General features: G+C 70.3%; 13 protein-coding genes and 4 pseudogenes. 6 read left to right on the forward strand and 11 right to left on the reverse strand.

Features of this window, described 5'->3' with window-relative positions; genetic code table 11:
- The 7 genes and pseudogenes from ACWDRR_RS36875 to ACWDRR_RS36905 all read right to left on the reverse strand — a co-directional run.
- A pseudogene (locus tag ACWDRR_RS36875) lies at positions 1 to 648 on the reverse strand (IS5 family transposase); the annotation flags it as partial.
- 526 nt (positions 649 to 1,174) lie between these two features.
- Complete coding sequence (locus ACWDRR_RS36880; RefSeq protein ID WP_449776643.1) at positions 1,175 to 2,566, reverse strand: amidase; 1,392 nt, start codon at positions 2,564 to 2,566, stop codon at positions 1,175 to 1,177.
- Positions 2,553 to 2,762 (reverse strand): hypothetical protein, encoded by a 210-nt coding sequence (locus tag ACWDRR_RS36885; protein WP_449776644.1) that lies wholly within the window; start codon positions 2,760 to 2,762, stop codon positions 2,553 to 2,555. The genes ACWDRR_RS36880 and ACWDRR_RS36885 overlap by 14 nt, the downstream gene beginning before the upstream one ends.
- 58 nt (positions 2,763 to 2,820) lie before the next feature.
- Positions 2,821 to 3,758: pseudogene (locus ACWDRR_RS36890) on the reverse strand (MBL fold metallo-hydrolase).
- A gap of 49 nt (positions 3,759 to 3,807) precedes the next feature.
- Positions 3,808 to 4,167 (reverse strand): hypothetical protein, encoded by a 360-nt coding sequence (locus ACWDRR_RS36895; protein ID WP_449776674.1) that lies wholly within the window; start codon positions 4,165 to 4,167, stop codon positions 3,808 to 3,810.
- Between the two features lie 100 nt (positions 4,168 to 4,267).
- Positions 4,268 to 4,939 (reverse strand): annotated as a pseudogene (locus ACWDRR_RS36900) (MFS transporter); the annotation flags it as partial.
- Positions 4,940 to 5,112: 173 nt separating this feature from the next.
- Positions 5,113 to 5,589 (reverse strand): helix-turn-helix domain-containing protein, encoded by a 477-nt coding sequence (locus tag ACWDRR_RS36905; protein ID WP_449776645.1) that lies wholly within the window; start codon positions 5,587 to 5,589, stop codon positions 5,113 to 5,115.
- 110 nt (positions 5,590 to 5,699) lie between these two features.
- Here ACWDRR_RS36905 and ACWDRR_RS36910 point away from each other — a divergent pair, with 110 nt between their 5' ends.
- Positions 5,700 to 6,695: an alpha/beta fold hydrolase gene (locus ACWDRR_RS36910; protein WP_449776646.1), complete on the forward strand. Its 996-nt coding sequence runs from the start codon at positions 5,700 to 5,702 to the stop codon at positions 6,693 to 6,695.
- Positions 6,696 to 7,050: 355 nt separating this feature from the next.
- On the opposite strand, the gene ACWDRR_RS36915 is transcribed toward ACWDRR_RS36910, so the two are convergent.
- The gene (locus ACWDRR_RS36915) at positions 7,051 to 7,188 is read right to left on the reverse strand and encodes a hypothetical protein (protein WP_449776647.1); all 138 of its coding nucleotides are present in this window, start codon (positions 7,186 to 7,188) and stop codon (positions 7,051 to 7,053) included.
- 1,528 nt (positions 7,189 to 8,716) lie between these two features.
- Here ACWDRR_RS36915 and ACWDRR_RS36920 point away from each other — a divergent pair.
- A pseudogene (locus ACWDRR_RS36920) lies at positions 8,717 to 8,845 on the forward strand (family 1 glycosylhydrolase); the annotation flags it as partial.
- Between the two features lie 178 nt (positions 8,846 to 9,023).
- Here the strand turns inward: ACWDRR_RS36920 and ACWDRR_RS36925 are convergent.
- Complete coding sequence (locus tag ACWDRR_RS36925) at positions 9,024 to 11,279, reverse strand: MMPL family transporter (protein ID WP_449776648.1); 2,256 nt, start codon at positions 11,277 to 11,279, stop codon at positions 9,024 to 9,026.
- A gap of 142 nt (positions 11,280 to 11,421) precedes the next feature.
- Here ACWDRR_RS36925 and ACWDRR_RS36930 point away from each other — a divergent pair, with 142 nt between their 5' ends.
- Positions 11,422 to 12,096, forward strand: a complete 675-nt coding sequence (locus ACWDRR_RS36930; protein ID WP_449776649.1) for a TetR/AcrR family transcriptional regulator — start codon at positions 11,422 to 11,424, stop codon at positions 12,094 to 12,096.
- A 549-nt stretch (positions 12,097 to 12,645) separates the two neighbouring features.
- Here the strand turns inward: ACWDRR_RS36930 and ACWDRR_RS36935 are convergent.
- Both ACWDRR_RS36935 and ACWDRR_RS36940 read right to left on the reverse strand, forming a co-directional pair.
- Positions 12,646 to 13,095 (reverse strand): transposase, encoded by a 450-nt coding sequence (locus tag ACWDRR_RS36935; protein ID WP_449776650.1) that lies wholly within the window; start codon positions 13,093 to 13,095, stop codon positions 12,646 to 12,648.
- A gap of 74 nt (positions 13,096 to 13,169) precedes the next feature.
- A complete protein-coding gene (locus ACWDRR_RS36940; protein WP_449776651.1) occupies positions 13,170 to 15,239 on the reverse strand; it encodes a hypothetical protein in 2,070 nt (689 codons plus the stop codon).
- 371 nt (positions 15,240 to 15,610) lie between these two features.
- Between ACWDRR_RS36940 and ACWDRR_RS36945 the strand changes: the two genes are divergently transcribed.
- From ACWDRR_RS36945 to ACWDRR_RS36955, 3 genes are read left to right on the forward strand one after another with little or no spacing between them, the layout of a single operon-like run.
- Positions 15,611 to 20,233, forward strand: coding sequence for an AAA domain-containing protein (locus ACWDRR_RS36945; protein WP_449776652.1), 4,623 nt, complete (start codon positions 15,611 to 15,613; stop codon positions 20,231 to 20,233).
- Positions 20,230 to 21,081: a hypothetical protein gene (locus tag ACWDRR_RS36950; RefSeq protein ID WP_449776653.1), complete on the forward strand. Its 852-nt coding sequence runs from the start codon at positions 20,230 to 20,232 to the stop codon at positions 21,079 to 21,081. Before ACWDRR_RS36945 ends, ACWDRR_RS36950 begins: the two co-directional genes overlap by 4 nt.
- A gap of 57 nt (positions 21,082 to 21,138) precedes the next feature.
- The gene (locus ACWDRR_RS36955; protein WP_449776654.1) at positions 21,139 to 22,488 is read left to right on the forward strand and encodes a hypothetical protein; all 1,350 of its coding nucleotides are present in this window, start codon (positions 21,139 to 21,141) and stop codon (positions 22,486 to 22,488) included.
- The last annotated feature ends 209 nt before the right edge of the window (positions 22,489 to 22,697 follow it).

Consider the following 22,697-nt stretch of genomic DNA (forward strand, 5'->3'; position numbering starts at 1 on the left):
GAGGCCGGCCGGCGGGAAGGCGCACGCGCACTTTGGTGAGGACGGGGACGAACTGCGGGCTGTCGCCGGCCTGTCCCGCGGTCAGGACGAGCACCAGTGGACGGCACCTGCGGTCAGCGGCGAGATGGACCTTGCTGGTCAGCCCACCCCGCGACCTGCCGAGCAGGGCCTCCTTCAGACGGAGCTTGCGTCGCAATCGGACCCGTCCGCGCTCGTCCTGTCCGTTCTGTTCCTGCGACTCGCCCCCTTTTGCCGGGCCGCCTCCTGCTCGCGCGCGGCCTCCTCCAAGGCCTGCACGACTTCCTCGTCCACGAGTATCCCGGCGGCGTCGTGGTGGGCGCGGACGGTCGTGGAGTCGACGCTGACCAGCGACAGGTCAGTCTTTCCCACGTGGGCGGCCTGGGCGATCAGGCCTTCGAGTAGGGCGCTGAACACGCCGGCGTCCCGCCAGACCCGAAACCGGCCGAACACTGTGGACCAGGGGCCGAACTCGTCAGGCATCTCCCGCCACTGGGCACTGGAACGGAACCGCCAGATCACTCCCTCGAACTGGTCGCGAAGCCGTCCGGGGTAGGGCCCGAACCTGCCGATCGGCAGGTAGGGCTCGATCAAACTCCACTGCTCGTCGGTGAGTTGCCTGCGCGTCACGGCCAACATTCCTACCGGGTTCTGCCCCGTAGCAGGGGCAGAACCCGAAGATTGATCACAACATCACACAGGCCCTAGGGGCGCTGGTGGGAGTGTTGCGGCTCTGAGCGGCTCCGAAGGTTTGGGTGGTAGAGGTGTCGTTGAGGCTGTTGCCGGTGATGTCGTGCTGGACAGAGCCGGTGTGGTTACCGGTCGCGTCGTAGGTACAGGTGTTCCAGTAGGGCGCCGGGCCGCCGACTGACGTGTTCGCCCACCATCGCTGGGGGGTGCGTAGGCCTTCGTGCTCTGGTTGACCTGCTCGCGGAGTCGGACCCGGGCCACTTCGAAGGGCCGCTTCTCGCCGCCCCGGTGGGCCGGGTCCGATCGTGCGGTCGGGGCGGCAGTCGGCAAGCGCCTGCCGCCCCCTGCTTCTGTGCGTTGTCAGGACTCGTACGCCGGGAACTCCGCGAGCTGGCCGGCCGGCGTTGCCGCTGAAGGTCAGCCGCAGGTGGCGGAACCGGCGAGAACCCGCCGTCCGGGGCGCTCGTCAGGCCGCGGGGGCGAGTGCTCGGGCGGGTTGCGTCTGCTCGTAGGCGTGGCCGACCCGCAGGAGTACGGGCTCGCAGAGGGGGCGGCCGAGCAGTTGGATGCCGATCGGCATGCCGGCCGAGTCGTGGCCGACCGGGACGGTCAGGGCGGGCACCCCGGTGATGTTGGCGGGGGCGGAGAGGCGCACGTAGGCGTCGGAGACGCTCTCGACTGTGCCGTCGGGCCAGGTGACCGTCTCCTCGTCGGCCCCGACCGCGGTCATCGGGACGCTCGGGGCGGCGATCACGTCGACCTGCTCCAGTATCCGTGCCCACTCGGTACGCATGAGTGTGCGGGAGCGTTGAGCGCGCAGGTAGTCCCCGGCGGTCATCAGCTCGCCGGCCTCCAGGAGGATGCGGACATCGTCCTGGTACAGCTCGGGGACGGTGCGCAGGCTGCCCTCGTGGTAGGCGCCGGCCTCCGGCACCATCAGGCCCCACTGGGTGGCCTGGATGTAGCGGGTCATCGGGATGTCGACCTCGACGAGCCGTGCGCCCAGGGCTTCCAGCTGCCCGATGGCATGCCGAACGGCGGCCTCCACCTGCGCGTCGACGTGGTCGAAGTAGTAGGTTCGCGGCAGGCCGATGCGCAGCCCCGTCAGGTCCGTGCCTGTACCGGGCCGGTAGTCCGTGGCGGGCAGGGACAGCGAGGCGGGGTCGCGCGGATCGTGTCCGGCCAGTGCGGTCAGGACCAGGGCGGCGTCCTCGACGGTGCGGGTGATCGGGCCGACGTGGTCGAGTGACCAGGACAGGGACGTGACGCCGTGGCGGGGGACGAGACCGTAGGTCGGTTTGAGGCCGACGACCCCGTTGAGCGCGGCGGGCACCCGGATCGACCCGCCGGTGTCGGTGCCCAGGGTGAAGGTCGCGGTGCCCGATGCGACGGCGACAGCGGAGCCGCCGCTGGAGCCCCCGGCGACCCGGCCGTGGTCCCAGGCGTTGCGGGTCTGCGGGGTGGTCAGGCCGAACGCGAACTCGTGGGTGTGGGTCTTGCCGATCAAGACCGCGCCGGCCGCCGTCAAACGTGCGGCGACCGTGCTGTCGGCCGGCGCGCGATGGCCGGCGCGGACCCGGGAGCTGGCCGTGGTGGCCATCCCGCTGACATCGATCAGGTCCTTGAGTCCCATCGGGATGCCGTGCAGCGGTCCCCGGTATCGGCCTTGTGCTGCTTCGTGTTCGGCTTCGCGCGCAGCCCGGCGCGCCTGCTCCGCGGCAACCGCGACGTAGGCGCCGAGGTGCGGCTCCACCCGGTCGATGCGATCGAGGACGGAGTCGACCAGTTCGACGGGGGACAGTCGCCGGGCATGGATCGCGTCCGCGGCGGCGGCAAGGGACAGCTCATGCGGTTGCATCGTGCTTCTCCTCTCCGGCGCGGTAGGCAGCGGCGGGTGGGACGTCCGCGAAGTCCAGCTCGCGCAGGACCGCGACGACGCTGTGGATGTGGTTGGCGACCGCGGCGACCGCGGCGTGGCGCTCGGCGGGCAGCACGAGTCCGGCGCGGGCGGCCCAGCGGGCGGCCTCCGGTGGTGTGAGTTCGACGGTGGACATGGGTGTTCTCCTTCTCGGTCGAGGGTGGAGTGGCGGCCGGGCGGCACCGACCGTGTGATCAGGCCGCGGTGGCCGGGATGTCGACGCCCGGCTCGGCGAGCAGCCGGTAGCGGCCGTTCTGCCGGCGGACGGTGCCGGCCGTGGGCTGCGGGAAGTGGGTGCCCAGGAGCAGCGCGTCGGTGTCCGCCAGGGCGTCGAGCAGTCGGCTGCGGGTGCGGACCGCCTGGGCGGCGTCGATGTCGACGCAGCTGTGTACGTGGGGGTGGGACAGCTGCACGGGGTGGTGGATGCTGTCTCCGGTGATCAGCGCCCGGCGGTCGCTGCCGCGCAGTTCCACGGCGACCTGCCCCGGGGTGTGGCCGGGGGCGGGGATCAGGAGGACGCCCGGTGCGACCTCGTACCCGTGCCCCTGCTCGGGCACGGCCACGGGTTCGTACTGTCCGGCGTCGCGGACGGGGTGGACGGAGTCGCGGAACATCTGGGCGCGGGCTTCGTCCAGGTCGGTGCCGGCCCAGTGGTCCCACTCGGTGCGGCTCGTGAGGTAGCGGGCGTTGGGGAAGGTGGGGACCCAGTCCTCGCCGACGGGGCGGGTGTCCAGCCGACGTGGTCGGTGTGCAGGTGCGTGGTGATCACCAGGTCCACGGACTCGGGCGGGAAGCCGGCCGCCGTCAGCCGCTCCAGGAAGTCGGTGTCCAGACCATTCCAGGCCGGGTTGGCGCGGTTCTTGCCGTTGCCGATGCCGGTGTCCACGACGATCCGCAGTCCGCCGGCCTCCACCGCGAAGCTGTGGCTCGCGAGCCGCGGGACATCAGCGTCGGCGAAGTCGGGGCGCAGCCACGGGGCCTCGTCCAGCACCTCCCTGGTGGCGTGGGGCAGCAGCCAGGGTCCGGTCTGCCGCGGCAGTTCGATCTCGTCGACGCGGCGCACGGCGATGTCGCCGAGGCTCCATCCCGTACTCGTGAAGGGGGTGTTCTGACGGGGCGTGGCGGTGCTCATCGGCGGGTCCTTCCGTGTGGGTGTGGCGGGGCGGCCGGGCAGCGCTCGGTCAGGCGGTGCGCGACGGCCGCACGGCGCGGGGGAGGCCGGTCAGGGCCAGCAGGACGACGGTCGCGGCGTAGAGCGAGACGGCGGTCCGCAGCCCGTAGAGGTTGATCAGCAGGCCGGCGAGGACGGCGGGGACGCTCATGGCCAGGTAGCTGAGGACGTAGTAGGCGGCGAGCGTGCCGGCGCGTTCGCCCGGGGCGGCCGGGGGCAGCAGCAGGCGCAGGGCTCCCTGGCTGACGGCGCCGAAGCCCGCGCCCGCCAGGGCGGTGCCGGCGAACAGCGCGAGCAGGCTGTGCAGTTGGGGGGCGCTCAGTGTCAGCAGGGCCCCCGGGACCAGGAGCGCGGTGCCGGCGAGGCTCACGGTGCGCGCGGGCAGCGTGCGGGTCGATGAGCCGGGCGAGGGAGGGGTAGAGGCCGCCCAGGGCCCAGGCGGCGACGATGCCGAGCGCGGCGAGGGCGAGGGCCGGCCGGGAGGCGGGGGCGACGGAGATCGCGGGTCGCATTGAGCGCCAGGCACTGGGGTGGGGGCGGGCGGTCTCGGGGGTGAGCAGGACCGCGGCGGCCTGCGCGGTGAAGAGCAGGAGCAGCAGCAGGTAGACGGTGCGGGTGGGGGCGGGGGCGTACTGCACGAGGGCGGTGGCGGCCAGCACCCCGGCCGCCATGCCGACCACGGGGGTGATGCCGTTGGCGACCGTTGCCCGGCCCGGGCGGTCGGGGTCCTCGAAGTCGAGCAGGGCGGCTCCGGCGGCGCTCATGGCCACGCCGGTGGCCAGGCCCTGCAGGATCCGCGCGGCGATCAGCGCCGACACCCCGTGGGCCGTGGCGAAGGCGGCCATCGCGACGGCTTCGGCCAGCAGTGCCCCGGCGAGGACCGGGCGCCGGCCGAGGTGGTCCGAGAGCGTCCCTGCGGTCAGCAGCGCCACCAGCAGGGAGAGCGCGCAGGTACTGAACACGACGGTGAGCGCCACGGCCGGGAAGTGCCATGCGTCCTGGTAGAGCGCGTAGAGCGGCGTCGGAGCGCTGGACGCGGCCAACAGGCCGACCAGGACCGAGGCGTGGAGCGGGAAGGCGCCGCGGCGACCCAGCACGGGCAGCCGGCGGGGACGGGAGGGCAGGGTTGTGACGCTGGGCATGGAAGCACCTCTGAGCCTTAAGGCAAATGCTTTGCTTTTGGCACTCTAGGCTCGCCGCCCCCTAAAACGCAAATGTTTAGCTTTTGCGTGACGCGGGGGAGAAGGCGCGATACGGTCGAGCCGGGGCGCGGGTGTCGAACTCGACCGTCTCGCCGGCCGAGAGGACGAGGTCGTCACGCCCGAGGGCCACCGGTGAGCCGCCCGTACAGCACGCACACCCACTCGTACCCCTCGTGGGAGCCCTGGCGCGGCCGTACGGGCGGCTCACCGGTGGCCGGCATGACGTGCTTGTGGGCGTGCAACCCGCCCACGTACCGGGTCAGCGGCAGGACGGTCTTGTCCGGTCCGCGGCTCGGCGGCGCCGAGACGGCCGCCGGGCGTACGGCGGCCGGGGGTACGGCGGCCGGGGGTACGGCGCCGACCAGGTCGTCCAGCGAGGTGCCGTACGCGGAGGCCAGGCGCAGCAGCGCCTCCACGGACGGTCTGCGCCGACCGTTCTCGATCCGCGACAGCGTGCTCAGGTCGATCCCGGACAGTCGACTGACCTCGGTGAGCAGGAGTCCGCGCCGCTCGCTCAGGGACCGCAGGCGTGGGCCCGCGTTCGCCGCCCGGGCTGCCGCCTCGTCGCCCGTCCCTTCCTTCCTCGCCAATCGCCCTGTGCAGGGAGTTTGCCGGATCAGCAAGTGTTCTCGCACGCCCGGCGCCACTCACCCCATGATCGGAACGTCACACGGCTGTCCGAGTAACCGAGGAGAACGCCATGCCCGACCCTCAGCACCCCGATGTCCTGCGCCACCGCACCGTCGCCGCGCCCGCCGGGCGGCTGCACCTGGTCGAGCAGGGCGAGGGACCGTTGGTGCTGCTCGTCCACGGCTTCCCCGAGTCGTGGTACTCCTGGCGGCACCAGCTGCCGGCCCTGGCCGCGGCGGGGTACCGGGCCGTCGCGCCGGACGTGCGCGGTTACGGGCGTTCCTCCAGGCCGGACGGGGTGGACGGGTACCGGATGCTCGCCCTGGTCGAGGACTGCGTCGCGCTGGTGCGGGCGCTCGGCGAGGAATCGGCCGTGGTCGTCGGACACGACTGGGGGGCGAACATCGCGGCGGTCTCGGCCCTGCTCCACCCCGAGGTGTTCCACGCCGTCGGGCTGCTGAGCGTCCCCTACTCCCCGCCCGGCGGTCCCCGTCCCACGGACCTCTTCGCGCGGATGGGCGGCGACGAGGAGTTCTACGTCTCGTACTTCCAGGAGCCCGGCCGCGCCGAGGCCGAGATCGAGCCCGACGTCCGAGGCTGGCTCGCGGGCTTCTACGCGGCCCTGTCCGCCGACACCATGCCGGCGCCGTCGGCACCCGACCCGCACTTCGTGGGCCGCGCGGGCGGCACGATGCGCGAACGCTTCCCGGCCGGGGTGCGGCCGGCGTGGCTGACCGAGGAGGACCTCGACGTCTACGCGGGGGAGTTCGAGCGCACCGGCGTGACCGGGGCGCTCAACCGCTACCGCGCTCTCGACCGCGACTGGGAGGACCTCGCGCCGTACCGCAATGCCCCGGTCGAGCAGCCCGCCCTGTTCATCGGCGGCTCGCAGGACGCCTCCACCACCTGGCTGGCCGAGGCCGTCGAGGCCTTCCCGCGGACGCTTCCCGGGCTGGCCGCCGCGCACCTCCTCGAGGGCTGCGGCCACTGGCTCCAGCAGGAACGCCCGGACGAGGTCAACCGCCTGCTGATCGACTGGCTCGACTCGCTCCGTCCCGCCGGGTGAAGCGCTTTCGGGCGGTCGGGTCGGCGACCCTACCGGGAGAGCATGGCGAGGGTGTTGCGATCGTGGAGCGGCTGCAGCCGTCGGCGATCCAGTCGAAGACTGCGGCAGTGATGAGAGCGGTGGTCATCAGGCGGAGGGGGAGGCGCCCGAGCTCGGGCTCGATCCACAGGTGCCAGCCGGCGAGGTAGGGGACGTGCGTGGCGTTTCGAGGCCGGTCAGGATGACCGGGAAGCGGAGGTTGACGCCAGGAGCTGAGCCTCCACGACGAGAAGGACGCAGGTGGATCCGGGCGTGTGGCCGGGGGTTGCGAAGGACCGGCCGGACGCTCTCCCAGCTGCGGTGGGCCATCGGACGTTCACTGCTGTCCCGGCAGGAACAGCAGTGCAACGGCGGTGAGGACCGCCCCGGCCAGTACCAGGGCGACCGCCCGGGCTGCCCGCTGCGCCCGGGTGTCGATCACCGCGGTGTCCGGCGTCCCCGGAAGGTACAGCACCGGCACCTGACGGCCGATCGGCCAGCCCCGGCGGCCGGAGTACGCGCTCCGGCAGTACCGTGCCGTCCCGGTCGGTGAAGGCCACCACGGGGAAGTACACGGACGAGCCGTCGGACTGTTCGCGCTCACGGCGCACCACCGCGCCCGGGACACGGATCCCCTCGTGTCGCAGTTGCCGTGGTGTCCGCATCTCGCGCCAGGCGAGAAACCACAGCAGCGGCCCCGATACCAGCATCAAGACCAGAAGCAGTCTCGTCATCGAGTTTCCCGGGAGGGTGAACGGGTGGCCGTGCGGCGGCTGCCGCTCCGGACCTCGACTGTCCGCCACTTCCCCGCCGCGACACCACTTCACACGCCCCCGGCAACGTCAACGCGTTGGCTCGGCTCGGCCGGTTGTCGCCACGCGGCGGTGTTCACGCCGGTTCGACGGGTGTCCTCGTGGAGGCGACGGCTGCCGCCTTGCCCGACCGCCGACAGCTGTGAGGTCGTGCCGATTGGCCGCGAAGTTCACCGCCTGCCGCGAGCTGTTCCGCACCAGGACCCGTGACGACGACCCGGCCCTCGCCGACGAGGAGCCGGCCGACCGGATGACGTACTGGTGGCGGCGGACCTGGCCCGGCCGCACCCGGCCCGGGTACCGGCCCGTCGCCCTGGTCGTCACCGGCGCCGGTCCGGTCGCGTCGGCCGACCGGCAGCGGGCGGTGGCGGACCTGGCGACGACTCGTGGGGCGGCGGCCGGTGGGTCGTCCGGGGTGACAACGCGGACGGGGACGGCTGGCGGGAGTACGACGACGCCGTCCCCGTCACCACCACTCAGGCCCTGCCGGCCGAGCACGCCCCGTTCGGACGGGTCTGGCGGCGCTACGGCCGCCAAGGCCGGCGCTCCCTGGTCGACGCACTGGACAGCCCGGACACCCGCGACGCCTACGATCAGCGCAAGGAAGCCCGCGAGGAGAAGGCCCGCCAGGCCCACCGCGAGCTGATGCGCACCCTCGCCTGCGCCGACTGCGGCAACGTGCCCAAGGAGAAGAGCACCTACGAGTACGAGCTCGACGGCGTGGACCCGCCGCCCCGGCGGCCGCTGCTACCCCTGCCACCAGGAGCACGAGAAGAAGCAGGCGAAAGAGGCAGCCGCCGCGATCCAGCGCCTGCAAGAGGCCCGGGCGGAGACGCCAAGCTGCGCCCGTGCCGGACGTGCCGGGGCTCGATCGGCGGGAAGGAGGGGTTGTGGCTGGGGCCGACCGAGAAGGCCGGCCCTGACCGGCGGGAGTACCCGGACTGCGAGAGCACTCGAGAGGAGAAGCGGCTCGGCGCGCTGAGGATGCCGCTGCCGACCAAGCGCGAGCAGATGACCACCCCGGTCTCCGCCCCACCGATCCGTCGCGGGAGATCCGGGTGCTGCCCATCGGGCGCGGACCACGGAGTAGGTGCCGCCGTAGCAGCTTTCAACTCATATGCCAGATACCATACTTGAGAGATTTCGTGACTTAGGGTTAGGGCTTCCCTATAGTGACAGCCTGTTCGACGGGCTGAGGGCTACCACCAGCGCTTCGGCCTGGTGCATGTCGACTTCGAGACGCAGGTGCGTGCCCCGAAGGCCTCGTACGGCTGGTACCGGGACGTGATCGCTGCCCATCGGGCGAGGTTCGCGGGGTAAGCGGGCCGGGCGGCCGCGCTGGCCGTCGTCCCGTCCTTCGTCGGTGACCGCCCCGTGTGGTTGCCCTCCGCGGTCATCGTGGCCGGCGAGGCCGCCTTGATGCTCGTGCCGCTCGCCGCCTCCCGCCGTGACCGGCGGACCGCAGGTGTCGTGGGGCGCCCGCGGTCCGCTGGTGCCGCTAGCCGACCACCGCCGGGGAGCGGGGCGCCTCGGGGGCGGGCTCCGGCTGGTAGTACTCCGTGTGTCCTTCGACGTGGAGGTGGGGCAGACGGCGGTCCAGCCAGCCGGGCAGCCACCAGTTGCCGCGGCCGAGCAGGTGCATCACGGCCGGTACCAGCAGCAGTCGGACCAGCGTGGCGTCGATCAGGATGGCCGACCCCATGCCGACGCCGATGACCTTGATCGGCAGGTCGGGCGACGGGACGAAGGCCGCGAACACGGCGACCATGATGGCCGCCGCCGCGGTGATCACCCGCGCGGTGCCCGCCAGTCCGCTGACGATGGACTCCGCGTTGTCGTTGGTGCGCAGCCAGGCCTCACGCATCCGACTCACCAGGAAGACCTCGTAGTCCATCGAGAGGCCGAACAGGACGGCGAAGGTCAGCACCGGGACGAAGGCCGGCAGCGGGGTGGGGCTGTCGATGCCGATCAGTCGGCCGGCGGTGCCGCCTTCGAGGACGAGGGCGACCACGCCGTACGCGGCGCCGACGGAGAGCAGGTTCATCACAGCGGCCTTGAGGGCGACGGCGAGGCTGCGGAAGGACACCAGGAGCAGGAGCATCGACACCGTGACCACGCCGCCGACGAGCAGCGGGATGCGGCGGGCGATGTTGTCGGTGCTGTCGATCGCGCTGGCGGTCGCCCCGCCCACGTGCACCCGGACGCCGGGGCCGACCGCACCCGGGATGACGTGATCACGGAGGTCGCGGACCAGGGTCTTGGTGGTGCTGGACTGCGGACCACTCTCCGGGACGACGGTGAGCAGCAGCGAGCGGCCGTCGGAGCCGGGCAGCGGAGGGGTCACAGCCGTGACGCCGGGCACCGTCTTCAGCGCGGTGGGCAGCGAGGCTGTCGCGTCTGCGGGGGTGCCCGGCGCCAACTCGGCGACCAGGACCAGCGGTCCGTTGCTGCCCGGTCCGAAGCCGGCTGCCACCGCGTCGTACGCCAGCCGGTTCGAGCGCCCGGCGGGGTCGTTGCCCGCGTCGGGGAAGCCGAAGCGCACGCCCAGGAACGGTGCCGCGAGCGCGAGCAGGACGACGACCCCGGTGACGGCACCGAGGACGCGGTGACGCTCGACGAGCCTGCTCCAGCGCAGCCAGCCGGCGCCCACCGAGCTCTCGCCCCGGGTGGCGCGGCGCTGGGGCAGGGGCAGCCGGAGGCGCTCGATGTGTCGGCCGAGGTAGCCGAGCAGGGCGGGGAAGAGCGTGGCGGACGCGGCGATCACGACGAGCACGGAGAGGATCGCCGAGACCGCGGCGCCGCGCATGAACGACAGGCCCATCGCGAACAGCCCGAGCATGCTGACCACCACGGTCATTCCGGCGACCACGACCGCGCGCCCCGCGGTGTCCAGCGCGGCGACCGTGGCGGCCTCGGGTTCGAGCCCCTCGGCGCGCCACTCGCGGAACCGGGTGACCAGCAGCAGCGCGTAGTCGATGCCGACGCCGATGCCCAGCATGGCGGCGAGCGAGGTCGACCAGTCCGGGACCGGCATGATCGCGGCGATGACCGGCAGCAGGGCGCTGCTGACCGCGAGCCCGCCGAGCGCGGTGAGCATCGGCAGGCCGGCGGCCACGACCGAGCCGAAGGTGATCACCAGGATCACGGCGGCGGCCGCGATGCCGATGGCCTCCGAGCCGATCGCGCCCTGCTCGGCCTGCTGGACCGTCATGCCGCCGAGGTGGACGCGCAGGCCGCCGTCGACGGGGCGGGCGAGGTCGAGCAGCCGTTGGGTGTCCGGCTTCGGCATGTCGGGGGCGACGGCGACGTCCAGGTGGATCTGCCCGAGGGCGGTGCGGCCGTCGGCCGACACCTTGCCGCGCGGGCCGTACGGGTCGTCGATGCCGCTGACGTGCGGCACCTCGGCCATCCGGGCGAGCAGGTCCCTGACCCGGTCGCGGGTGGCGGTGTCGGTCACGGTGCCGTCGGAGGTCAGCACCAGGTTGATCGATTCACCGCCCAGCCCGGGAAAGTCCCGAGTCAGCAGCTGCTGGGCCTGCTTGGAGTCCGAGCCGGGCGCGGTGTAGTCGGCGCTGTACTTGGCGCCGAGGCCGGCCGAGAGGCCGAAGGCCGCGCCGGCGGCGAGCAGCCAGAGCAGCACCGTGCGGCCCCGGTTCCGGAAGCTCCAACCGGCTATTCGGCCCAGCGGGCCGGGCCGGTGTGACCCGCTCTCCCCGGCGGCTGTCCGCCGATCCTCGCGCAGTCCCTGGGACATGTGGTCCTCCGTGCGTCGTCAGGGGCTCCGCCCCCCAGGCAAAGCGTTACGCTTCATAACGCGCCTTATGAAGCGTAACGTTTCCCTCGACGGGTACGGATTGTCAACGCGGTGACTGGCGCAGCGGGCGGATGGAGATGCGATGACGGGCGGTTCGACCGAGGGCGGCGGGGGGCGGAGCCGTCGTGAGCGGCTGCGCGCCGACACCGTGGAGGAGATCAAGCGCGCGGCCCTGAGCCTGATCGTCGAGCGCGGCGCCGCGAACCTCCGCTTCACCGACATCGCCCGCAGCATGGGGATGACCCCGCCCGCGCTCTACCGCTACTTCGCCGACCGGGACGAGCTGCTCACCGCCCTGGTCGCCGACTCGTACGACAGCCTGTCGGACGCGTTGACGGCGACCCGTGAGACCGTGCCGCCGGGCGACCTGAACGGCCGCTTCGTGGGCGCCTGCATGGCCTACCGCAGCTGGGCGCAGCGGAATCCGGAGCGCTTCGCCCTCATCTTCGGCTCCCCCGTGCCCGGGTACGCGGCCCCGCCGGAGGGACCGACTGTGGCGGCCGGCCGGCGGGCGATGGAGCACATGGTCGAACTCGTCGCCGACACGGCGGAACGCGGCCGGCTCGGCAGCCCGCTGGTGCCGGACGCGGCGGAGGCCCTGATGCTGGCCTGGGCCACCGTGCACGGGTTCGTCACCCTCGAGTCGCACGGCCACTTCCGCACGCTCGACCAGCACGCGCGGGACCGCCTCTTCGCCGTCCAGGCGGGCGTCGCCGCGCGCACCGCAGGCCTGTCGCCGGCCGTGGACCAGTGGTGATCAAGGCCCGCGCGGCAGACGGCCATGGCTTGGGCGGCGAGGACGGCACCGCCCGCACCTCCTGAGCCTCCCCGACGCGCCGGCTGGTCCGGATCGGCCGGCGCGCAACGAACTGACATGAATCCCCGGCTACGGCTCCCACGAGCGGTTGCTCGACCTGGTGTGACCGGAGGTCGGTAGCCCGACAGCACCGGCGTTGACCGCGTCCTTTGTGACCGCGGCGGCCGGCTCGCCGTCCTCGATGTTGTTCCTCGAGGAGGGCAGGCCGCCTGCGCCGAGGCGCCGTCGATTTCCGTTGTCTCCAATTGCGTTGGTAGACAAGAGGATTGACGATGGAAAGGCGAGCTTCTGAGTGAAATGACACCCCGTTCGACGGGCCGAGGGCTACCACCAGTGCTTCGGCCTGGTGCACGTCGACTTCGCCACCTAGAAGCGCACCCCGAGAGCGTCGTACACCTGGTACTGCGACCTGATTGTCATTCATTGAAGGTGGTAAGAAGGGTAGTTGAACCGCAGGACCAGCGTGCCACGGGCCAGATTCATCCAGCTTCAGTGGGCTTCGGGAGGCAATCCCGTAGCTGCCCATGGCACCGGAGAAGCCAATGACAGGGTGTACGGCGGAGCTGGTGGTCGTCGCCAATGGTTCAGCCGGGAGCCTCGCTCGAGCGGAAGCCAGTGCTTCAACGGAACCCTCGAAGCGTCGTTCTGTAGACCTGGGCGGCCACAATCACTCGGGATGGAGCCCACCGAAGCGGTCCAGCCGGCTCCGTCGGAGCGTCCGACGCGGCCGGCACGGTCGCTGAGGAACGCTTGTCGCAGCAGTCGTTTCCGAGTGCCCTGGAACGGGCCCAGATCCTTGGGCATGGTCTGCCAACGAGATTGTGTTCGGTACTCCCATGCGATCGCCTCAAGCGTGCAGCGGTGGTCCGTGCGTCGCTGCCCGTGGACCGGAGCGGCCGGGGTCAACGGCTCGATCCGGTCCAGTGCATCACTGGCCATCAATCGGGCATATATTTTGATCAGCTGATTCGAACATCAGAGAGACTTGTTGCCGAAGTCCCCCGACGTCGTGGTCAAGGTCGGATCACAGCTGTGATGTCGTTGATCACCGGCTGCCAGATCTCGCGTACCTCGTCAAGGGTTGCCACACCCTCGCGCGCCTTTCCGCTGAATCGCCGCGATGCCCACTCAGGCGTCAGGTAGATCATCGGCCCCCGGGTGGTCACAATGCCATGGGACTTCAGGACGCCGACGGCGCTGCGAAATTCGAGACCCTTCAGGGACTGCCGTCCTTCAAGCTTCTTCTCGAAGACCGCCGGATCTCCTGAGTGGCCGTGATTCCGCATGAGGTTCATCAGCATGTTGATGAACCGGTCCGCTCGCTCGCTGGGCTCGGGCATCGGAGGCTCAAGCTCGCCTCGATAGCCGAACCAGGGATGGGTAAGCGGATGGTTGGCGGGTACCTGTAGTTCGAAAGCTCCGGTGGAGGGGGTGCCGGAAAGCGTTCCGACGCAGGTGAAGCGGTTGGTCACCTCGAAGTGCGCGCTGGTGTCTAGCTCCTCGGGCTTCGGCGGGCTGTCAGTGCGCGACCGTCGAGAGATCTGGACATTCTCGCCGTTGATGGTGAGATCCGCGCACCTCACGAAACAGTCGGGGCCGAGACTGACCGAGCCCCCGGTGTCGATCCTGACCGAGGCGGGGAAGACCACCGAGAGAGAGGTGAGCGGTCCAGTCAGGACTAGAGCGTCTGGTCGGTCAAGGACGAGCTGGACGCCGATCTTGTGATGGACGGCATCTCCTTCGAAGATGATCAGCTCGCCAGCGACTTCTTCGATCTCCGTGGTAGTCGTCGCTGCTGGATGGTACGGGTCCGGTCCGACGATCGACGCATGCGCTTCGACGGTGCGACGTTCGGCAGCGAGCAGAGAAGCGTGCAGGGCGGCAAACTGCCACTCGTCGATCTCAAGCTCCTCCTGCCCCGCGGAAACGAACTCGAACAAGAGGCCGGTGGTGTCCCCTACTGGTCGCAGTGCGGACCGTAGGCGCGGGTTGCCGAACCGCATGGCGGCGACATAGGCCGAGAACACCGGACTGGCCCAGCGCTCAGTGCCGAATGTGTGATCGTCGAGGAAGGGTTTGACCAGCTCTGAGTAGTTCTCGCGGAGTTCCGGCGGGCACCAGGTCAGGGCCGGCTGGGCACCACCCATGAATCGATGTGTAAGCCAATCCAGTTGTTCGCCCGGAGTGTAGACCTCGGATTCGTTGAATCCGAACTGCTTGGCCAGCGGGGCTGTCTTGGTTTGTTCCCGTTCGAGCAGTTGGTTCAGGATTCCGGTGAGCACGTCGATGCGACGCTCGTACTGGGGATGGTTGGCGAACGTGTTCCGGATCTCCATGAGATTGCCGGTGCGGAGCAGCTCGGCAACCGCATCAAGGACGGGTGCGTATCCGACGAATGACTCGGCCTGTCCGCCGTCCACCGACCCGGCCAGTGCCTCAAGGACGGTCGACCGTGCGGCGAGGTAGGCTTCGTTTTTGGTCCTCGGGTCCGCGCCGATGCGCAGATCCACGTAGGTGGCGCGCTGTTCGGGATCGAAGTGGGAGATCTCGAGCCAGTCAACGGCAATTCCTTTGTCCACCAGCATGAACCAGACGTCGTCGAGTACCCGCTCCCGGCCGAGCAGGACCAGCCGGTGGCCCGATGAGGCTGTACTGGCAAGCGAGTTGACGTATTCATTCCAAGAGATGCCAGACACTCGCATGCGAGCCTCGTCGAGGGCGTCGACGACGACGAAGGCTCCGCGTGTGCTGTTGAGCACGCTCGCGCCGTCCGCGGCACCCACATACTGGTTCAGTCTCGCCGGGAAGGCGTCTCCGCTGACGCTGTAGGGGTCGTCGTTCAGTCGCCACAGTAGGACTTGCTTTCGGGCCGAGATCATCTCGGCGAGTGTTGACTTGCCGGTGGCGCCGCGAGCCGAGATCAGGGTGACGGCCGGGTTCTCCTCTGTCAACTCTACGTTGAGTGTCGGGGGGACGAACCGATCCGACTCCGTGGCAACACCAAAATGGTTCGCATTCGTCCCGTGGAAGCCTCCTGCCGGGAGACGGTCCAGCAGCACGTTGAACGAGATCGTGTCAGTCATCCATCACTCCTGTGTCGAGGGAAGTAGACCTGGCGGTCCGTCAGCTCAGGTCCAACTCCTGTCGATCGCCCAACTGCGCTGACTGGCCTGCGGATCGAACAGTCATGCTGGCGTTCGAGGCGGCGCTTCGCGGGCGGGGGTGGGGTGATGGGAGTGTCTGCGTGACATCTGCGGACCGGTGCGAATGCGTGCGATGGAGAGTCCGCCACAGAAGCATGCGGGAGTCGAAGTGGGCGGTTGGGTGGCGCGCCGACCGTGGCTGGGTGTGTATCGGCCATCACTGTATGCGCATTCGGCCACCTTGTGGCGATGTCCTTCGGACAGCGGTGCCCGCCCCCATCCTGGAACGTTCGTCACCGACCGAGGGGAGAATGGTGAGCGTTTCACGACGTCATGCGAGCGATCCGGATGTCATCGGCCAGACCGCTGCGCTGGTCGGGTTCCTGAGGGAGGTCGTGCAGAGCAGTCATCAGCGACTCCGGGACACACGTTCCTGGAGCCCGCTCTGGCTGGCCGACCTGCCGGCGAAGGTGCCCAGGCCGTCCGACGACGACCGGCCGTTGCTGGTCCTCGACCACGTCCCGCAGGCCGCGGCTCCGGAGCTCCCGCCGGAGTTGGAAGGGTGGGTGGACGAACGGTCGTTTCAGGACGCGGACGCCGAGGATCCGCCGTTGGCGGAGGAAGGTCCTTCCAGGACCTCGATTCCGGGAGCGGGCGACGCCGATCGCTGGTGGGACGGCGAGGTGACCGTTGCGAGGAAGGACGCCGAGGAGGTCCTGCGGGCGTACGGACCGTGGCTCGCACGTTGGCGCCTGTGGGCGGAACGCGAGCGGGCCGAGCGGTCGCACCGAGAGCTCTACGAGAGGATCTACCACTGGCACCAGCAGCTGGCACAGCAGGACGACCAGTACGAACTCGTCCTCACGGTCGGCCTGTTGTCGTGGAGCGAACCCAACGGTGCCGTGATCCACCGACACTTGCTCTCACGACGGGTGGAGACCCAGGTGGACCGGCGGACCGCACGAATCACCGTGCGCCTCACCGGAAGTGGGGCGGTCCGTCTGGAGGACCGTGACTTCCTCGACACGGACGACGGATGGGTCCCGGAGCGTGCCGCGGCGTTCGACGAGGAGCTCTCCACCAGGCCCCTCCATCTGTTGAGCGAGGAGGCCTTGGAGTGCCTCTCGCAGTGGCAGGACCTGGTGCTGCCACGCCCGGTGGCGTTCAGCAGTAACTGGCGCCCGCCAGTCGGGCCGGAGGTGGGAGCGAGACTGACCTTCGCGCCGGCCCTCATGATGCGTCCCAGGGATCGCAATGCCTTTCTGAGCTTCTACGACCGAATCGCTGAGACCGTGGTGTCCGAACGACAGGCTCCGCTCGGGCTAGCACAGTTGGTGATGTCGTTGGACTCCGAGGACCGGCAGAACTGGGGCGGGAGGCCGGCTCCCGCGCTCTTCGGTGACGAGCCGCTGTTCCCCGGGAAGACGAACGCCCAGCAGCGAGCCGTCCTCCAACGACTCCAGCGCGACACCGGCGTCGTGGTACAGGGGCCGCCGGGAACGGGCAAGACGCACACCATCGCCAATCTGGTCTCCGCGCTCCTGGCCCAGGGTCAGCGGGTCCTCGTCACCAGCGCGAGGGACCAGGCCTTGACGGTTCTCCGGGACAAGCTGCCTCCGGCCGTGCGGGACTTGTGCGTCCTCCTGCTCAGCAGCACCAGTCAGGATGGAGCGAACGAGCTCGAGCGGACCGTCAACGCGTTGAGCGACCAGGTGGCGGCGGGCGACACCGACCAGCTGCGGGACGAGATCCGCCGTCTGACCCAGCGGCGGCACGAGGTGCGGAGCCGGATCAAGCTGCTGACCGAGCAGGTGGTCGCATTGCGGGAAGCGGAGGTCTACCAGCACCCGGAGGTCGCACCCGGATACTCGGGAACGCTTGCCGCGATCGTGCAGAAGGTTCAGGACGGGGCGGTGCGGTTGAACTGGATCGGTAGGCTGCCCGGCCGGGCGCCCGCCACACCCCCGCTGTCGCCCGTCCAGGCGGAGGAACTGCTCGCGCTACTGAGGGAGGGCGCCGGACAGTGGGCGGAGTCCGGGGTGTACCCGTCGGTCGAGACGTTGCCGACGGCTGACCGGGTGGCGGCTGCCCTCGCGGCGAGCCAGCTGAGTGTCAACGGGCTCTCTCCGGCGGCGGTCGAGGTACGGGACCTGTTGGCCGCGCTGGAGACCTCCAGGACGGACGAGTTGGCGGAGCTGCTCGGCTCCGGTCGACGGCGATTGCACAGGCTCGCCGTTCCGTGGGAGGCCGTGCGCTGGGGGACCGGGGATTGGGTTGCGCGCGCCTTGCAGGACCGACTCGCCCGGCGGAATCCTGATCTCTGGCAGCGCGTCACGGAGGTTGCGGCTGTTCTGTCCGACGTGACGGACGGCCTCCAGCAGGTCGGCCTGCGGACAGTCGTCCTTCCGGAATCCCTGACGCCCGATCGTGCCCGTCGTATGGCGTCCACGATCCCGGCCCTGTTGAAGTACCTCGCCGGGGGTCGCCAGCTGCGAACGCGCTTCGCGTCGAGGGCTCAGCGGGAGGCCGACGAACTCTTCAGCACCTGTCGGGTGGACGGGAACGCGCCGACCTCCGCGGACGATCTCCGCGCCGTGCTGGCGCACCTGCAGGCCCACGCGGCACTCGCGGCCGTCGCCACCCGCTGGGAGCAGGCGGGAGCGGCTTTGGCAGAGGGGCCGTTGGAGGTGCGGCTGGCCGCGCTGCGCGAGCGGTACCGGCAGCTGGCCGAGGTCGACGCCTTCGGCCGGGTCCGTGAGCAGGTCGACGAGGTCCTCGTACGCCACGGCGTCTATCTCGACCTGAGCCGGCCGCAGGGGTGGCAGGACTTCGCCGACGCCGCGTGGGCCTTGGCAGGTCGGCAGCGTGCCGAGGAGGCGTCGGCACGATTGGCCCGTTGGGAGGCTCTCCTGCGTGGTGCGGACGAGGGCGCGGCGGTGCCGCTCGAGTCGATCGCCATGGCTCAGGCTCTGAGGGACCGCGATGTCGACCGGTACGCGAAGGAGCTCGAAGCCCTCGCGGCGGCGCAGCGGTGGGACCAGCGGCGGCGACGCTGCGCGGAGTTGATCGACGGCCTTCGGGGCGCGTCGCCCGCGCTCGTGGCCCGGCTCGAAGCCGAGGCCGAGGATCCGGCGTGGGACGAACGACTCGGAGGGCTCCACGAGGCGTGGGCGTGGGCGAAGGCGTGTGAGTTCATCGACGACGAACGTGCGCCGGGCCGGGAACAGCGTCTCGACGGTGAGCTGACCGAGCACGAGGCGAAGCTGGAGGAGCTCACGGGTGACCTGGCCGCCGCGCACGGCCGGCTGCACTGCCTCGTTCGGATGACCCCGGAGCAGCGCTCCGCGCTGCAGGCCTACCGCACGCACATGGCTTCGTTCGGCAAGGGCAAGGGCAAGAACGCGTCCCACTTCAAGGCGGCCGCCCGCAGTGCCATGGACGTCGCCCAGGGCGCTGTGCCGGCCTGGGTGATGCCGATCGCGCGGGTGGCGGAGATGATCAGGCCCAGGCAGGACGCGTTCGACGTGGTGATCGTGGACGAGGCCAGCCAGGCCGGTATGGACGCGCTCTTCCTCCTCTGGCTCGCGCCGCGGATCATCGTCGTCGGCGACGACAAGCAGTGCACGCCCCCGGTCACCGGGTTCGGGCGCACCCAGCAGATCCAGGACCGCCTGACCGCGCACCTTCCGGAGGTGCCGGCCCACCTGCGCCAGCTGTACATGCCGCACTCCAACCTGTACCAACTGCTGTCGGCGCTCTTTCCGTCGACGATCCGTTTGCAGGAGCACTTCCGGTGCATGCCCGAGATCATCGGTTGGTCCTCGGAGACCTTCTACACACCGCCGGGCCTGATCCCGCTCCGGCAATACGGCGGTGAACGGCTCGACCCGCTGCTGACGCACTACGTCGAGGGCGGGGTCGCCGAAGGACGCGACAGCCGGATCCGGAATCCCAAGGAAGCCGGGGCGATCGTGGACTGCCTCGCCGAGCTGACCGCAGATCCGGCCTACGAGAGCAAGACCATGGGAGTCATCGTTCTCCAGGGCACGTTCGGCCAGGTCAAGTTGTTGGAGCAGTTGATCGAGCAGCGGCTTCCCGCGCCGGTGCGGGAGCGCCACCGCATCCGGGTGGGAACGCCGGCCCAGTTCCAGGGCGATGAGCGGCACGTCGTCCTCCTGTCGATGGTCGTGGACCGCGTCCGTCGCATCTCGGGCGGCCTGCGCAGCGAACAGCAGGCCTACAACGTGGCGGCCAGTCGGGCCCAAGACCAGATGCGACTCTTCTACTCCGTGCCGCCGGACCAACTCAAGCCCGGTGACCTGCGGCTGAACCTGCTCAGCTACATGCAGAACCCGCCCGCGGCACTGGCCGAGGCCGACGACATCGGACCGGTGCTGCCCGACGTGCGGCGAGCACCCTTCGACTCCCTCTTCGAGCAGCAGGTCTACTTGCGTCTGAAGCAGCGCGGGTACCACGTCGTGCCGCAGTACCCGGCAGGCAGCAAGCGCATCGACCTCGTGGTGGTCGGCGCCCGCGGCCGCCTCGGGGTGGAGTGCGACGGCGACTACTACCACTCGACGCTCGACCAGCTCCGGCACGACCAGCAGCGCGACCGCGAACTGCAGCGGGTCGGATGGAGGTTCTGGCGCATCCGCGAGAGCGAGTTCAGGTTCGACCCGGACGAAGCCCTGGCCGGACTGTGGCCGGAACTCGACCGACAGGGCATCCACCCGGCCGATTACTCCCGGACGACCTTCCCGCCGGGGGGCGGGCAGCCGTGGACGGCGCTCGAACTGCCGGCCGGTGACGAGCTCCCCGATGAAGGGGCGGACGAGACCGAACCGGAGGGATCGCGGAGCGCCGACGGCGGGGCCGGAACACCCGCAGGATCCACCCCTGACCCGAACACCGAATCGACCGGAGGAACGGCATGACCAAGTCCTGGACCCGGCAGCACGGTCTCGCCCTGGACGAGAACACGCTGCAGGAGCTCGCCCGCGTCGTCGCGGGTGATGACGACCTGTACTACCGCCGCGGCTTCGAGATCGCCGGCTTCCTCAAGCGGGCCGGTTGGCAGGAGGTGCCCGAGTACGACGGCCAGTACCGCAGGGAGTGGGCGACCGAACTGCTGGTCGGGCGGCGTGACCAGCCCGGCGAGATCGAGAAGGTGCTGCTCAGGCTGGCAGACCCCCGGGAATACCTCGATGAGCCCGAACTGCTGGGCGAGGTCGTGGCAGCGGTCAACACCTTCCTCATCCACGAGGGCTACCGACTGGAGAACCCCGGCGGCGCCGCCCGGCTGGTTCCGTGCGATCCGGCGCTGGCGCACCCGACGCACTACGGGTCCTCCGAGCTCAAGGTCGTGATGACGGACCTCGTCGCCGACGACGCGATGGCCGAACTGCTCCAGTGGCGCTTGGACGAGGCCCGGACCTGCTACGCCAACGGGGCCCACGTCGCGGCGATCATCATGCTCGGATCGCTGATGGAGGGGGTGCTCCTCCGGACGGTCGTGGAGCGGGACGCGTCCCTCCTCGGGCGGGACACGGAGGACAGCATCAACCTGGACAGGTTGATCAAGGCTTGCCACCGGGCCGGGTGGATCGGCGCGGACGCCGAGAAGTTCAGCCACGAACTGCGCAGGTACCGGAACTTCGTCCACCCCAACGCCGAGGCACGTCAGAACCACCGGCCGGACCGCGACACCTTGGGCATCTGCTGGCAGGTGGTCAATGCCGCGCTCAACGACCTCGCAGAGACGCACCCGGACCGTGCCGGGTAGCCGACCCGGGACCGACCGGCACCGACAGGCGATCCACAACCTGATCAGGGAGTGATGATGGGCAAGAACGCAGAAGCCGTCCTGAAGGACCTCGTCCAGCCGTGGAACGTCGCGATCCACTCGACCGCCGGCTTGGCCGGGAGCGTCTCAGCGGTGTCCGACGCGGACGACGAGGAGCGGCGCGGGAAGAACCGGGAACCGCTGCGCCGGAAGCCGGGGCTGCACGCCGTGCCCGTGGGAGACCGCGGGCACTCGATCGAACTCACGCCGTGGAAGTTGCTGCACACGCTCGGCAGGGCGAACGTCCTGGCCAGGCAGGGCGCCGGAAGGGGGCTGGCCGAACACTGGGCGAGCCTCAAGTACTGCCAGGCCCTGGACGGCAACCACGGGAGCTTTATGGCCCTCTCCGATGAGGGCCGCAATCCGATCCGTCACTACAAGGCCGTCCAGTCGGGTGAGTTGGGCATCGGGTTCGCCCTGGCCGTCGCTCAGGAGGTGCTCGGGCAACGGTATCCCGACCACTCGGTGTCGGCCATCGATGCCGAGATCGCTCTGCGGGCGGGGTGGACGCTGACCGGCAAGGACCACGCGACGCACCGGGCGTCCAAGCGTCCGCACTTCTTCCTGGAGGTGTGGAAGCCCGGCGCACCCTCGAAGGTCGTGCTGGTCGCCTGCAAGGGGACGCACGGGAAGCCCGCGCAGGTGCACGCTCAGCTGTCCACCGCGGCGGTGCACGTGGAGGCGGTCCACATCGGGCGGTCGGACGACACCCCGGTCATGGTGTTCGGCACGGAGATCCCGGGCACGGACCCCATCACCCTCCACGTGCTGGAGGCAACCGGGGACGGGACGCTGCACCTCCCCACAGGAGCCGGCCAGGACGATCTGGACAGCCCGCCGGAGGACCGCGCCGTCGTACCGGGCATCGACCTCGCGTGGGGGACCGGTGAGAAGCCCCGCGTGGTCTCCGGCTATCACGTCAGGCCCGAGGGCTACGGCTGGTTCCGTCGCGTCCTCGCGCACACGGACGCGGCTGCTCTGACGGCCTTCACGGGAGGAGGCGAGCCCACGGCGCGATACCTGTCGAAGCGCCAGGGGAAGCGCCATTTCGAGCAGTACACGCACGCGGGCACGGGTATCGTCCAGGACGTCGCGTACCCGGTGCACGGCGTCGACTTCGTGGGTACGGATCACGTCTTCCGGCTGAACGGCACGCGGGTGGAGGCGTTCTCCGGGATCGCGAAGGACCTCTTCGAGTACCTTGCGGCCGGCCGGGTCGGGAAGTACCGGGAGGGGGCCCACGCCCTCCGCGAGGAGTGGTCCGACGAGCAGTGGGACACCAAGTGGAACGGGCCGGTTTCATTGAACCGGGACGGCTCCGTGCTGGCCATCCGCGTCCTGCGCTGACACTCGGTCGACGGACGGCGGGTTCAGCGGCTTCGGTGGGGATTGGCTCTCCCCCACCGAAGCCGCTGTGCGCCGGGGAGCCCAACGACGTGGGAGTGGAAGGCATTGGATTGCCCGGTGCGGTGGTTCCGGGCCTGACCGCGGGCGTCGGCGAGGGAGGCCTTGGGCGGTTTCGGCGGAACGGACGGAGATCGGGTGCAATCATGATG

The organism is Kitasatospora sp. NPDC003701, assembly GCF_053587085.1.